Source organism: Streptosporangium sp. NPDC051022 (assembly GCF_040683035.1).
Lineage (GTDB): Bacteria > Actinomycetota > Actinomycetes > Streptosporangiales > Streptosporangiaceae > Streptosporangium.
On sequence record NZ_JBFBCF010000001.1, the window covers coordinates 481,971 to 495,057 of the forward strand.

Sequence of the window (13,087 nt, forward strand, 5' to 3'; positions counted from 1 at the left end):
TCGCGGGAGCCGCTGACAGCTCACCGACCGTCGGCTGACAGCCGCCGATCCTCGTCGCCGAGCGTTGTCAGCGCCTCGTCACGGCACATCGCGGCCCCGAGGGAGAACGCCGACGCGAACGCCTCGGGGCCGATGAGGTCGCGGGCACCGGCGGCGGTCCGGGCGACGTCGCGGTCACCGGCCACGGCCGTCCCGCGCAGTGCCACCGCCACGCCGAGCAGCAGCGCCGCCCGTCTCCCCGAGCCGTCCAGCAGTACGGCCTCCGCCTGGCCCTCGGCCGCGGCGGCGAGGTCGTAGGCGGCCCGCGACCCGTGAGCCGCGGCCAGCGCCTGGTGATGGCGGAGACGTGCCTCGGCGATGTCGCCCTCGGCCGCAGCCAGCCGCCCCAGCGCGACGAGCACCCGGGTGCGCGCTCCCCCGGCTCCGAAGGGACCGGCCTCGCAGGCCCGCAGCGCCGTTTCGAGCCCGCGGCGGGCCTCGGCGAGGTCGCCCTCGAACCGTGCGATCTCCCCCAGACCCAGGCAGGCCAGGGCGGGCACGTCCGGCTGGCCGGTCCGCTGGGCCAGCTTCGCCGCCCGCCGGTAGTCGGCCGCGGCGGCGACCAGATCGCCCCCGCGCGTCAGTCCCGCGGCCCGGCGCACGAGCACGTCCGCGCTCTCCTCCGGGGCGCCGAACTCCTCGAACAGCTCCAACGCCTCCCCCCACAGGTCGCGGGCGCGTGCCCACTCCCCGCGCCAGCTCGCGATCAGCGCCAGCCAGTCGAGTCCCTGGGCCGTTCCCCAGCGCTCTCCCAGAGAACGGAACCCGGCCAGAGCCTCCCGCAGTCCCCGTTCGGCTTCGGCGGGATCGCCCCGGAACATCGTCAGCAGGGCCCTGCCCAGCCATTCCAGGGATCGGAACCACGGATCGGTGCCGGGCAGGGAGTGGATCTCGGACTCCGGCGGCCCGGCGGCCATACCCCACAGCGCCACGGTGAACGGATACCGCGGCGGCCGGTCCATCGCCCGCACGACGGCCTCGGCCCGTTGCCAGTGTTCCGGCAGCGCCCGGGGCACGGCGTGGACCACGCACATGACGTACTCCTCCTCCAGCCCCTCGGGAGGGTCGCCGATCCCCGCGAGCAACTCGGCCGCCGCCTCCCCGGCCTGGCTGCGCCGCCCGCTCAGCCACCAGTACGTCGCCAGCGCGGCCATCATCCGCAGCGCCGTCTCCCGGTCGTTCCGTACGGCCCAGCGCAGCGCCGCCGCCAGGTTGTCCTGCTCGGCGGAGAGCCGGGCCAGCCACTCCAGCTGCTCGGCCCGGCGCAGGTGGGGGTCGGCGCGTCGAGCCAGGTCGAGAAAGTGGCGGGCGTGGCGGCCCCGTACGCGCTCGGCCTCCCCGGACTCCTCGGCCAGCCGTTCCGCGCAGAACAGCCGGATCGTGTCGAACATCCGGTACCGGTCGCCGTCGGTCTCCACCAGCGACTTGTCCACCAGGTCGGCCAGCAGCCCGGCTGTGTCAGCTGTGTCAGCTGTGTCGGCTGCGTCGGCTGTGTCGGCCGTGTCGTTCGTGTCGCAGACCGCCTCGACCGCCTCCAGCGAGGCACCCGCCGCGAACACGGTGAACCGCCGGGCCAGGGCCTGCTCGTCCGGGGTGAGCAGGTCCCAGCTCCACTCGACCACCGCGCGCAGGGTGCGGTGCCGGGCGGCGGCCGTACGGTCGCCCCGGGACAGCAGCCGGAACCGGCCGTGCTCGGCCAGGCGGGTGGCGATCTCCTCGACGGTGAACGACCGCAGCCGCGCCGCCGCCAGCTCGATGGCCAGCGGCAGGCCGTCCAGCTCCGAGCAGATCCGGACGACCGTCTCCACGTTGTCCGGTCCGACCTCGAACGCCTGCCGTACGGCCGCCGCCCGGTCGGCGAACAGCCGTACCGCCGGATAGCCGAGCGCGGCGGACGGCGAGGAGCCCTGCGGCGGGGTGGCCAGCGGCGCCAGCGGTACCAGTGTCTCGCCGGTGATGCCGAGGGGTTCGCGGCTGGTGGCCAGGACGCTCAGCCCGGGGCACTCGCCCAGCAGCCTGCGGACCAGCGCGGCGACGTCGGTGATCACGTGCTCGCAGTTGTCGAGGACGAGCAGCGGTTCCTGCCCGGCGAGCGCGGTGACCAGGCGCGCGGCCGGATCGTGGGCGTAGGGCGACCGCGGCCCGCCCTCGCGCAGCCCGAGCGCGCCGAGCACCGCCCGGGGCACCTGGCTGCCCCCGCCGAGTGAGCCGCCTCCGCCGAGTGAGGAGTCGCCGTCGAGTGAGGGGTCGAGCGGGGACAGGTCGATGAAGCACACCTCGCGTGGCCCGCGTCCGGCCGCCTCGATCGCCAGCCGGGTCTTGCCGGTGCCGCCGGGCCCGACGATCGTCACCAGCCGGGAGTCGCGCAGCTCCTCCAGCCGGGCCAGCTCCGCCTCGCGCCCGACGAAGCTGCTGAGCTGGGCCGTGAGCCCCTGCCGGGGAGGCGGGGCGGGCTCCTCGGCGCGCAGGATCGCCAGGTGGGTCGCGGCCAGCTCGGGGGAGGGGTCGGCGCCGAGCTCCTCGGCGAGCCGGCCTCTGACCTCGTCGAACACCGCCAGCGCCTCGGCCTGCCGCCCGGCGGCGTGCAGGGCGCGCATCAGCTGCCCGCTGAGCCGTTCCCTGAGGGGGTGGGCGGCGACCAGCCGCCGCAGCTCGGCGACCGGACTGCCCTCGGAGAGGACCAGCTCCGCCTCGACGAGATCCTCGGTCGCCGCCAGTCTCAGCTCGTCGAGCCGCGCCACCTGCGCCCGCCCGAAGGGCAGGTCGGCCAGTGCCGGACCCCGCCACAGGCCGAGCGCCTCGCGCAGCGGGACCGCGGCGGCGGCGTGCCGTTCCGCGGCCAGCAGCCGCCGCCCCTCGCGGGCGAGCCGTTCGAACCGGTGGGCGTCGACGTCGTCGGGGTCGGCCGCGAGCCGGTAGCCGGTCCCGTGGAACTCGACCAGCCCCGCGGGCAGCGTACGGCGCAGCCGCGACACCTGGGCCTGGATCGCGTTGACGGCACCGGCCGGGGGGCTGTCGCCGTACTGGCCGTCGACGAGCCGTTCGACGGCGACCACCCGGCCCGTCTCCAGCAGCAGCATCACGAGCAGGGCGCGCGGCCTGGGGCCGCCGACGGGGATCGTCTCACCGGAGGGGGAGTGCACCTCCAGGGGGCCGAGAACGCCGAACCGCATGTGTTGATTGTTCCGCATGAGCGTCGGATGCCGGGTATCCGCTAGTCAGACGGAGGGGGCGACATGTGGTATTTGCCGTTCCATACCTATATGCCGGTTTCGATGCTCCGACGATCTCCATCGCCCTCCTGATGCTCGTAGACTCTGGTCATGACCGAGACGTCGTGGCACGAACAACTGCGGGCACGCGGTTACCGGGTCACCCCCCAACGCCAGCTGGTGCTTGAGGCGGTCAAGGCCCTTGAGCACGCCACCCCGGAGGAGATCTGCGTCCGGGTGCGCGAGACCGCTCGCGGGGTCAACATCTCGACCGTCTACCGGACCCTGGAGCTCCTCGAGGAGCTCGGCATGGTCACCCACAACCATCTCGGGCACGGCGCGCCCACCTACCACCTGGCCGCCGACGCCGACCACGTGCACCTGGTCTGCCACGAGTGCGGGGAGATCGGCGAGGCCCGCCCCGAGCTGGTCGCCGACTTCGCCGCCAAGCTCGACGAGGAGCTCGGGTTCGCCGTCAACGTGCACCATCTCACTGTGTTCGGCCGCTGCCGCAAGTGCCGCTGAGGCCTCGTAGGCTTGAGCCATGCGAAGCCCTCTGCTGGACACTCCCGGCGCGGTCGCGGCCGAGACTCCCGACGCCGACGTCGCCGGACACTACGGCGACCCCTTCGCCGAGCAGCGCGCCTTTCTGACCGGTGAGGCGATGGTCGACCGGAGCAACCGCGAGGTCGTACGGATCTCCGGGCCCGACAGGCTGAGCTGGCTCAACAGCCTGAGCTCGCAGAAACTCGACGATCTCAAACCGGGTCAGGCCACCCAGACGCTGCTGCTGGACGCCCAAGGCAGGGTCGAGCACCACCTCACGCTCGTCGACGACGGCGAGGCCGTGTGGGCGCACGTGGAGCCGGGCACGGCGGCCGAGCTGGTGGCGTTCCTGGACAAGATGCGGTTCATGCTCCGGGTCGAGGTCGCCGACGTGACCTCCGGCTACGCGGTGGTCTCGGTGGTCTCGGTGGTTTCGGGGGACGACGGCGCACGGTTCACCCTCCCCGAGGGGGCGATCCTCGTCGGCGACGACGTGCTGCTCCCGCGTGACCTGCTGGCCGGGCGCCTCGGTGGTCTGCGGCTCGCCGGGCTCTGGGCCTACGAGGCGCTGCGGATCGAGGACCACCGCCCGCGCCTGGGCTTCGAGACCGACCACAAGACCATCCCGCACGAGGTCGGCTGGATCGGCACGGCCCTGCACCTGAGCAAGGGCTGCTACAAGGGCCAGGAGACCGTGGCCCGGGTCCACAACCTCGGCCACCCTCCGCGCCGCCTGGTCTTCCTGCACCTGGACGGCAGCGCCGACACCCTGCCGGGGCACGGCGCCCCGGTCCTGCACGACGGCGTCGAGGTCGGTTTCGTCGGCAGCTCCGCCCGGCACCACGAGCTCGGCCCGATCGCGCTGGCCGTGGTCAAGCGGACGGTTCCGGTGGACGCCACGCTGAGCGCCGGGGAGGTCGCCGCCTCCCAGGAGGTCGTCGTGCCGCCGGACGCGGGGCGCAACGTCCAGATCGATCCCTCGCTGCGCCGCCGCATCCGCTGAGGCGCGGGTCAGCCCTTCGCCCAGATGGCGGTGTAGGAGCCCTCCTCCACGTCCAGCCGGGCGGGGAAGAAGCCCTTGGCCTTCAGCTCGTCGAAGCGCTTCTGGTACCCGCTCGCGCTCATGCCGGTGTACTCGTACCAGGTGGGGCCGCTGTCCTTGACCCAGACGGCCGTGTAGGTGCCGCCGGGGCCGACCGAGACCAGGGCGGTCTTCTCGCCCCGCTTGGTGCGGGCGTCGAACTCCGCCTGGTGCTCGGCGGAGGTCTTGCCGGCGGTGACGGACCAGGGCTGTGAGCTCTGCGACCAGACGGCGACGTAGCGCGGGTCGCTCGCGGTGCCGTAGACGTTGACGGACGTCAGGATGTAGCCCCGCCTGGCCGCGTCGGCGCTGGCGGCGGTGAACTGGGCGGTGCCGATGTTGTGCTTGGCGAAGAACTTGCCGGGCACCTTCTCGAAGATCGCGGCGAAGACGGCGTCGCCTCCGGAACCGCTGGCGCTCACCGTCGTCGGGCGGTAACCCTTGGCGAGATATTCGTCGAAGCGCTTCTGGTAGCCGCTGGACGACATGCCCTGGATCATCGCCCAGGCCGGGCCGGAGTCCTTGACCCAGACCGCGCCGTAGCGAGGCGAGGACGCGTTGTCCACCGCGAAGGTGATCGGCCGGTAGCCCTGGTCCCGCAGCGCGGTGAAGCGTTCGGTCTGCTGCTCCGAGGTGACGCCGTGGTAGGCGCTGACCGCGGGCCAGGCGGCTCGCACGCCGCTCTCGGCCGCGGTCGCGGCCTGTGCGCCGGTCACCGGTCCCGCCGCGGCGACCAGCGCTGTGGCGGCGACGGACGTGGTGACGAACGTGAAGATGCGGGTGCGCATGACCCTCCCCATGGGTAGCGGCTTTCCTGACGACCCGTCGACGGATGACTCATCACGGGCAAGCGGACCCTAGCGGATCACCGTGGGAGAAGCCCGTTTTTCACCGTTTCCAGAACTTTGACGGGTATGGCTCGGCGCCGACCGGGCCTCCGGCCGGTCCGGTGCCGGTCAGGCCTTCGATCGGTCCGGTGTCGGCCGGGCCTTCGGGGGACGGTCCGGGGCCGGTCAGATCTCCAGGATCAACGTGATCGGGCCGTCGTTGGTCAGTCCCACCTTCATGTCCGCGCCGAAGACCCCGGTCTCCACGTGCGCGCCCAGCCGGCGCAACTCGGCGCAGACGGCCTCGACCAGCGGTTCGGCGACCGGGCCCGGCGCCGCGGCCTGCCAGGTGGGGCGGCGGCCCTTGCGGGCGTCGCCGTACAGGGTGAACTGGCTGACCACGAGCAGCGGGGCGCCGACGTCCGAGCAGGACTTCTCGCCGGACAGGATCCGCAGGCCCCAGAGCTTGGCGGCGAGCTTGGCCGCCTCCGCGGGGGTGTCGGTGTGGGTCACCCCGACCAGCACCAGCAGTCCGGGCTCGTCGATCGCCCCGACCGTCTTTCCGTCGACCTTCACCGAGGCGGAGCTCACCCGCTGTACGACCGCACGCATGCACCCCATCATCCCGGCTCTCCCCACCGTCGTGAAAACCTGGATCCCGCCCTTCATGAAAAACCCGCAAAAGGAGACAAAGGTGTCTGCTGAGTCGTTGGTCGTCGAGGTCGTCCGCTCGGGGTTCGTGGAGTCCACGCACCGGGCGCGCATGCTGGCCGTCGACGCGGCCGGTTCCCCGGTGCGGGTGCACGGCGCGGTGGACGCCCTGGCCTCCCCCCGTTCGTCCATGAAGCCGCTGCAGGCGCTCGGCATGATGCGCGCCGGGCTGTCCCTCGACGGGGAACTGCTCGCGCTGGCGTGCGCCAGCCACGCGGGCGAGCCGTTCCACGTGGACGGCGCCAGGAGGATCCTCGCCCAGGCGGGAGTGGACGAGAGCGCGCTGCGCTGCCCGGAGGACCTGCCGGAGAACACCGCCTCCCGCGACGAGGTGCTGCGCTCGGGGGGCGGGCCCGCCCGGATCTACATGAACTGCTCGGGCAAGCACTCGGCGATGCTGGCCACCTGTGTGATCAACGACTGGCCGCTGGAGACCTACCTGGAGCCCTCGCACCCGCTGCAGAGGATCATCCGCGACACGGTCGAGGAGCTGACCCGTGAACGCGTCGCCGCCACGGGCGTCGACGGCTGTGGCGCCCCGCTGTTCTTCGTGTCGATGGTGGGCGTGACCCGGGCGTTCCGCGCCTTCGTCCAGGCGGAGCCCGGCACCTTCGAACGCCGCATCGCCGACGCCTTCCGCGGCAATCCCGAGTGGACGTCCGGTACGGCCCGGCCCGAGGCCCGGCTGATGCGGGCGATCCCCGGCCTGATGCTCAAGGCCGGAGCCGAGGCGTTCGACGCCTTCGCCCACGCCGACGGCCGCGCCGGAACCGTCAAGATCGAGGACGGCGGTTACCGGGCCCGGACCCCGGTCACCGTCGCCGCCCTTCGCAGCCTCGGCTTCGAGGCGGTGGAACTGGAGGAACTCGCGGCCGGCGTCCTGCTCGGCGGAGGCCGTCCGGTCGGCGAGATCCGTCTGCGCTGAGCGGATTCGTTCGCACTGAGCGGGTCCGCCCACACTGAGCGGGTCCGCCTGTTCTGAGCGGATTCGTTCGCTCTGCGTGGGTTCGTCTGTGCTGAGCGGGTCCGCCCGTGCTGGATGGGGTTCGTCCGCGCCGAACGCGGGCGAGGAGCCGAGTCCCAACGCGGGTGGAGGCCTTTTCCCAACGCGGGCCCCGTCTGGTGCGGATCAGGATCGGGAGCAGGAACAGGAGATCTCTTCGAGCACGAGGCCCGTGCCGATGCCCAGCAGCCAGACGTCCTTGGCGAGGCTGAGTCCCTCCTGGGTCGGGCGCAGGCTCCCCTCTCGCCGCATGCCGGGCGTCCTCAGGTAGAGGCCGACCAGGCCCCCGGCGAGGGCGGTGAGGGCGGCGCCCGCCAGCAGCGACGGCACCACCGGGATCAGCAGGGACGCGCCGACGGCGATCTGTGCCCTCGCCAGCCACCGCGCGAAGTCCTCAGAGTCGAGGTCCTTCAGGAACGGGTACGCCTTGGCGGCCATTCCATGGATGCCGGCGGCGTTTTCCGCGCCCGCGGAGGCCATGGTGAGCCCGGCGTTCAGGATGAACGCACCTGCGGCGAGCCGGGCCGGAAACTGGTGCGGACGAACCATGATCCTCATGAGCGCTCACAATGGTCGATGGAGCCGGAATCATGCTTCTTCCCGCCGTTTGCGCAGTTCATCCGCATAGCGGCTGTTTCTTGAACGTCGGGGAGTCTGCTGGCGGGCTGTCCTTATCTCCCTGTTTGCCCGGGTGGTCTTCCCCGCCCGCCGGGGCGCCCCCGTGCACTGGGGCACCCGTTCGCCGGGGCGGCCTTGTCCGCCGGGCGGCCCCGTTCGCCGGGCGGCTCCGTCCGTCGGGCGGCCGGTCCGGCGTGTCAGACGGTCTCTCCGGACACCTGCTGACCGTCGAGCCAGATCGGACGCCAGTCGTCCAGCTCGTGGAAGCGGCGCAGCTCGGCCAGGCCGCTGAGCCACCCCAGCCAGGCACTGTACGGCGGACGCCCCGTGTCGAATCCGCTCTGCACGAAGGTGAGCCGCGTCCTGCCGTTCGACTCCTCCAGCTCCCAGGTGGAGATGCCGCCTTCCGCCCAGTCGACGGACATCCTGCGCCCGGGCTCCAGGTCGATGATCTTCGCGGCATGGCCGCTGTCAAAGCCGCCCATCGCGAAACGGCCGCCGACGTGCGGCTCGATCCCGACGGGGTAGCCGAACCACCTGCTGACCTTCTCCGAGTCGATGAGGGAGTCGTAAACCTCCTCGGGGGAGGCGCCGATGAACGTCTCCGCCTCCAGGCGCGGGGAGGTGAAGTCGCACGTGCCGGTGAGCTCGCGCCCTTCCAGGTGGTCGACCAGGTTCGCCATCGCGAGCGCCCAGAACGTCTGCAGCACACCGCGGATGCTGGCGCCCGTCACCACGTCCTGGAAGTCGAAGTGGCTCTGCGACAGCGTCATGAGGGTCGCGTCGGGCCCCTCCTCCTCCAGGGTGAACTCGGTCGTGGTCTCCACACCGTCGAGCAGCCAGGAGAAGCGCAGCGTACGGTCGTCGACGTGCAGCGGGCGCTGCTGGGGCGACTCGCCCTCGGGGGTGTTGCGGCCCCAGAAACCGTATCGGTGCGGCAGGTCGACCTCGGCGTGCTCGGCCAGCCAGACGCGCAGCTCCCCGGCGTCGGTCAGGGCGTGGTGGACCCTCTTGAGGGGTGCCTGGACGCGGGCGTGCAGCTTCAACGGTTCAGTCACGGTCTTCTCCCTGGGGGTAACAGGCGACGGCGAGCTTGAAGGCGTCGCCCTCCGCGCCGCCGTAGCGGGTGAACAGGTCCTGCAGCGTGCTCTGAAGGTCGTCCATGAACTGCGCGCGACGCTCCGGGGGCACCCGGATCACTCCGGAGACACCGACCGACGGCAGTTCCGGCGCGGTCCGGTCGAGGGCGGCTATGTCCGCCTGGACCTCTTCCATGAGGTCCAGCAGGTAGCCCAGGCTCAGCTCGTCCTGCGCCTTGCGCAGGCCGATCCGGCCGACCAGGCGGGGCGAGAGCCAGTAGGAGTGGGCTCTGGCCTGGTAGATCCCCTCGTGGATGCCGCGCACCTTGCGCTCGGAGACCTGGTCGACCAGTCCGGCGTCGACCAGGCGTTTGACGTGGTAGTAGACCCGCTGTGGGGTCTGGTCGAGCCGTGCCGCGATCTCGGTGCAGGTGCGTGGCTCGGCGAGTTGCCGCAGCACTTCGATGCGCTGCGGCTTGAGCAGTGCCTCGGCCTGCTCGATCTGCTCCAGATACAGGACGTCTCTCATTGCAAAAACGAGTTTGTATGTAAAAATAGTCTTTGTCAATGGCGTCCCCGGCATGATCCACGACGGGGACGGGCGTCCCGGGGAGGGTGGATCCGCCGCCGAACGGCGCGACCCGCTCACGCATGCCCACCAGCCCGAGCCCCGAGCCGGTGACGGGCAGGTGGGTCCGGGCCCGCGGGCCGTTGCCGACCACCACCCGGGGCGAGGGAGCCGGGTGACACGCCCCCTCGCCGACGGGTCGTACGGAACCTCGCGGAAAGGTCACACGGGACCTTCCGGAGGGTCACGCGAGGTGTTCGAACAGGATCGGCCACCGGTCCGGGTGGACGTACGCGACGACCGTGTCCGGGGCGACGCCGGCGGCGGTGAAGGCCGCGTCGACCCGGGTGGCGGGGTAACGCGACCGCATGGTCGCGTGCAGGGAACCGCCCAGGCCGGTGAAGCCGTAATCGACGAAATCCCGGTATCCGGGCAGGTCGGGCGTCTGGGCCCGGCGTTCGATCCGCAGGATGGCCGAGTCGACCGCGGGAATCGGCCGGAAGACCGCACGGTCGAGCCGGTCGAGCAGTTCCCAGCTGTACCACGGCCAGGTCCCCACGGTCAGCATGCTCCACCTGCCGAAGTCGCCGGTCCGTTTGCGGGCGTACTCCAGCTGGACGGTCAGGGTGGCCGAGGTGAGCGTGGGCGCCCGCAGGCACCAGTCGACGATCTTCGAGGTGACCGAGTAGGGGATGTTCCCGACGACCGCGAACGGCTCGCGCGGCGCGTGGGCGGCGAGGAAGTCCCCCCGGACGATCCGGATCCGGGAGTCGTCCCGGGTACGGGCGGCCAGCTTCCCGGCCAGCAGCGGATCGACCTCGTAGCCGACCACCCGGCCGCAGGTCTCGGCCAGTGCCCTGGTCAGGACTCCCTCTCCCGCGCCGGGCTCCAGGACCAGGTCGTGCGGGCCCGCGGCCTCGACGACCCGGGCGACGGCGTCCGGATCGACCATGAAGTTCTGCGACAGAGTACGCCTGGCCTGGTCACGGCCGGTTCTGCCACCACTGTTCTTGATCTTGTTCTGGGTGTGTGAATGATTTCCGTGAGCGAACGAGCGCGCCACAGTGTTGCCCCTTCGGGTCCGAGATGAAGTGGTCTCGGAAGGCCCGGGGCACGCGCAGAGAAAAGCGGGTTTCCCTCTCCGTCTCTACCGGCCCTGGACCGGGCCACGGCGGGGACGGAAGACGAGCTGCGGTGTGTGACAGACGAGCGACATGCTGCTCATGCTAGGAAAAGGGATGCGGGGGGAACAAACGATTTTCCGCCGACCTGCGGGACGGTGTGGCCGGGCCGGTTGCTTCGGGTACGGACGTCCACGGGCGTCCACCGACCTCCACGGGCGTCCACTGACCTCCACGGGGTGCGCACAGCTCACCGGCGCCGGTCGGGGCCGCGCCACCGCTCGCCGTACCGGCGCCATGGGATGCCTCGCATACGCCCCGGGGATGGCGGTGCGGCGCCGGGAGTGGTGCGGCCCCGGGGTGGTGAGGTGCTGGGGACGGTGGTGCGGCTCGGGGGTGGTGCGGCGTCGGGGTGGTGAGGTGCTGGGGGTGTTGCGGGGGCCGGGGCGAGTGGGTGAGCTGTGGGGGTGCCGGACGGCTGGTGGGGGAGGCGCCCCGGCGGGTGAGCTCCGGGGAGAGTCTCAGAGCGAGCGGAACTGGCGGGTCGAGGAGATCGCGCCCGAGGTCGTCATGGTGAACGTCCGCATCGAGTCGCCGAACTTCGACAGGTCCCACTCCGCCGGGCCGTGGTACCAGTACAGGTTGTCGGCCTGCGTGCCGTTGCCGGTGACCGAGGAGACCACGCGGGCCCAGCGGTCCACGCTGTCGAAGATCACGGCATAGGGCAGGTACCGGGAGAACAGCTCGACCCGCTGGGCGGGCGGGATGTCGCCGCCGATGTCGCCGGAGGCGAGATACTCCCGGAAGCCCAGCGTGTGGGCGAGGGCGCCGGCGCCCTTCGCGGTTTTGGCCGGCATGTACTGCCCGCCGACGGCCAGGGCGGCTCCGGCGATGATCACGGCCAGGCCGAGCAGGCCGTACGTGGTGAACCAGGCCAGGGCGACGGTGCCGAGGACCCCGGCCACGGTGAGCAGCACGCCGAGGGTCGTCCAGCGGGTGCGGACGGTGTCGGGGCGGCGGGCGAACCAGCCCTGCGTGACCACGTCACGGTAGAGCGCGTCGCGGACCTTGCCGAGCTTGGCGCCGAACGCCCCCTGCAGCTGGGACAGCAGGACCGAGTCGCGGCCGTCGAAGATGGCGTCGTAGAGGGCGCGCTCGTAGGGGAGCAGCGCGTCGGCCGGGAGGCCGGCCAGCCGCACCAGCGTCCAGTCGGGGGCGTCGTAGGCCTGCCGGGGCTGCTCGTCGATCCTGATGTAGCCCCGCACCGCCAGGTCCACGATCGTGGCGGTCACGTCGATCACGTCGGCCTGCTCGTCCATGAGCGTGCCGATCTGGCCGGGTCGTACGCCGTCCGGCGGGGCGAAGTGGCCGTTCTCGACCCCGCTGAGCGACCCCGACTCGTGGCCGACCACGCGGGCGTCGCGGCCCCGCGTCCAGTACAGCAGGCCGAGGCCGCCGAGCATCAGGACCAGCAGGCCGGCCAGGGCGCCCCCGGTCACGGTGTTCAGGGTGAAGGCGTTGGCCAGCTCGAAGCGGCGCTCCAGGACGGGGGCGCCCTTGGTCGCGTTCGCCGGATACCCGATGATCACCGTGAGGACCTCGTCCGGGCCCAGCTCCTGCTGCTCGAACTCCGCCTCGACCCCCGTGTGGTCCGGTGAGGCGGTGGTGCAGCCGATCGCCGAGGCCAGCACCCCGGCGAAGCAGGACAGGTTCTGGAGCTGGGCGGGACCCGTCACCTTGACCTTGGCCAGGGTGACGGGGACCGACCAGCCGCCCGCGGCGTACCACCGCAGCTCCTGGATGTCGCCCAGTGGGGTCACCGCGCCCTTGACGTCGTACTCCAGCTTGGCGGTGTCCGTGCCGGTCAGCGTGATCGAGTCGCCGGTCAACGTGCCGTCGCCCTTGAAGTTGACGACCTGGTAGAGCCGGTCGTTGCCGTCGTCGTAGCGCGTCCGGTCGACCAGCTTCCGGGTGGGCGGGTCGCCCTCGAACGTGACGGTCTCCTTGACGTGCAGCACGCCGTCCTGCCGCAGCTCGAGTTCGAGCGTGTCGTTCGTGATCTTGCCTGCCGCGGCCGACGAGGTGCTCGCCGTACCGGCCGCGAGGGCCGGAGAGGCGCTCAGGGCCAGCGCGAAGGTGGCGGCCGCGGCCACGCTTCCGGCCGTTCGCCGCAGGCCTTCGGCCGCTCGGTGCAATAGGGATCCCGCCATGGCCCGGGAGCCTACCGATAACCACCGGCGTGTGATGGCCACCCCCCTTCCGTATTTTTCGGTCGATAAACG

11 protein-coding genes are annotated in these 13,087 nt (G+C 71.8%); 3 read left to right on the forward strand and 8 right to left on the reverse strand.

Annotated features, from left to right (window positions below; all coding sequences use genetic code 11):
- Positions 1 to 20: 20 nt before the first annotated feature.
- On the reverse strand, positions 21 to 3,212 hold the full coding sequence (locus AB0N02_RS02265) for a BTAD domain-containing putative transcriptional regulator (RefSeq protein WP_363941627.1): 3,192 nt from the start codon (positions 3,210 to 3,212) through the stop codon (positions 21 to 23).
- A 150-nt stretch (positions 3,213 to 3,362) separates the two neighbouring features.
- On the opposite strand from AB0N02_RS02265, the gene AB0N02_RS02270 reads away from it, so the two are divergent.
- Both AB0N02_RS02270 and AB0N02_RS02275 read left to right on the forward strand, forming a co-directional pair.
- Positions 3,363 to 3,776 carry a Fur family transcriptional regulator gene (locus tag AB0N02_RS02270; protein WP_363941628.1) on the forward strand — a complete coding sequence of 138 codons (414 nt, stop codon included), beginning with the start codon at positions 3,363 to 3,365 and terminating at the stop codon, positions 3,774 to 3,776.
- A gap of 19 nt (positions 3,777 to 3,795) precedes the next feature.
- Positions 3,796 to 4,800 (forward strand): glycine cleavage T C-terminal barrel domain-containing protein, encoded by a 1,005-nt coding sequence (locus AB0N02_RS02275; protein WP_363941631.1) that lies wholly within the window; start codon positions 3,796 to 3,798, stop codon positions 4,798 to 4,800.
- Between the two features lie 8 nt (positions 4,801 to 4,808).
- On the opposite strand, the gene AB0N02_RS02280 is transcribed toward AB0N02_RS02275, so the two are convergent.
- Positions 4,809 to 5,666, reverse strand: a complete 858-nt coding sequence (locus tag AB0N02_RS02280; protein WP_363941633.1) for a hypothetical protein — start codon at positions 5,664 to 5,666, stop codon at positions 4,809 to 4,811.
- A gap of 225 nt (positions 5,667 to 5,891) precedes the next feature.
- Entirely contained in the window at positions 5,892 to 6,317 is a 426-nt protein-coding gene (dtd, locus tag AB0N02_RS02285) for a D-aminoacyl-tRNA deacylase (protein WP_363941635.1), read from the reverse strand.
- Positions 6,318 to 6,399: 82 nt separating this feature from the next.
- Here dtd and AB0N02_RS02290 point away from each other — a divergent pair, with 82 nt between their 5' ends.
- Positions 6,400 to 7,341, forward strand: a complete 942-nt coding sequence (locus AB0N02_RS02290) for an asparaginase (protein WP_363941637.1) — start codon at positions 6,400 to 6,402, stop codon at positions 7,339 to 7,341.
- A 204-nt stretch (positions 7,342 to 7,545) separates the two neighbouring features.
- Here AB0N02_RS02290 and AB0N02_RS02295 read toward each other — a convergent pair whose 3' ends face one another.
- The 5 genes from AB0N02_RS02295 to AB0N02_RS02315 all read right to left on the reverse strand — a co-directional run bounded on the left by AB0N02_RS02295 (position 7,546) and on the right by AB0N02_RS02315 (position 13,015).
- Positions 7,546 to 7,977: a hypothetical protein gene (locus AB0N02_RS02295; protein ID WP_363941639.1), complete on the reverse strand. Its 432-nt coding sequence runs from the start codon at positions 7,975 to 7,977 to the stop codon at positions 7,546 to 7,548.
- 257 nt (positions 7,978 to 8,234) lie between these two features.
- Positions 8,235 to 9,095, reverse strand: coding sequence for an SRPBCC domain-containing protein (locus AB0N02_RS02300; protein ID WP_363941642.1), 861 nt, complete (start codon positions 9,093 to 9,095; stop codon positions 8,235 to 8,237).
- Positions 9,088 to 9,645, reverse strand: a complete 558-nt coding sequence (locus AB0N02_RS02305) for a helix-turn-helix domain-containing protein (RefSeq protein WP_363941644.1) — start codon at positions 9,643 to 9,645, stop codon at positions 9,088 to 9,090. The genes AB0N02_RS02300 and AB0N02_RS02305 overlap by 8 nt, the downstream gene beginning before the upstream one ends.
- A 283-nt stretch (positions 9,646 to 9,928) precedes the next feature.
- Positions 9,929 to 10,747 carry an ErmE/ErmH/ErmO/ErmR family 23S rRNA (adenine(2058)-N(6))-methyltransferase gene (gene erm / locus AB0N02_RS02310; RefSeq protein WP_363941647.1) on the reverse strand — a complete coding sequence of 273 codons (819 nt, stop codon included), beginning with the start codon at positions 10,745 to 10,747 and terminating at the stop codon, positions 9,929 to 9,931.
- 579 nt (positions 10,748 to 11,326) lie between these two features.
- Positions 11,327 to 13,015, reverse strand: a complete 1,689-nt coding sequence (locus tag AB0N02_RS02315; RefSeq protein WP_363941649.1) for a DUF2207 domain-containing protein — start codon at positions 13,013 to 13,015, stop codon at positions 11,327 to 11,329.
- Between the last annotated feature and the right edge of the window lie 72 nt (positions 13,016 to 13,087).

Coding starts and splice junctions, on each gene's coding strand:
- dtd (WP_363941635.1), bottom strand. CDS start 6,317: ATGCGTGCGGTCGTACAGCGGGTGAGCTCCGCCTCGGTGAAGGTCGAC.
- AB0N02_RS02265 (WP_363941627.1), bottom strand. CDS start 3,212: ATGCGGTTCGGCGTTCTCGGCCCCCTGGAGGTGCACTCCCCCTCCGGT.
- AB0N02_RS02270 (WP_363941628.1), top strand. CDS start 3,363: ATGACCGAGACGTCGTGGCACGAACAACTGCGGGCACGCGGTTACCGG.
- AB0N02_RS02315 (WP_363941649.1), bottom strand. CDS start 13,015: ATGGCGGGATCCCTATTGCACCGAGCGGCCGAAGGCCTGCGGCGAACG.
- AB0N02_RS02280 (WP_363941633.1), bottom strand. CDS start 5,666: ATGCGCACCCGCATCTTCACGTTCGTCACCACGTCCGTCGCCGCCACA.
- AB0N02_RS02275 (WP_363941631.1), top strand. CDS start 3,796: ATGCGAAGCCCTCTGCTGGACACTCCCGGCGCGGTCGCGGCCGAGACT.
- AB0N02_RS02295 (WP_363941639.1), bottom strand. CDS start 7,977: ATGAGGATCATGGTTCGTCCGCACCAGTTTCCGGCCCGGCTCGCCGCA.
- AB0N02_RS02305 (WP_363941644.1), bottom strand. CDS start 9,645: ATGAGAGACGTCCTGTATCTGGAGCAGATCGAGCAGGCCGAGGCACTG.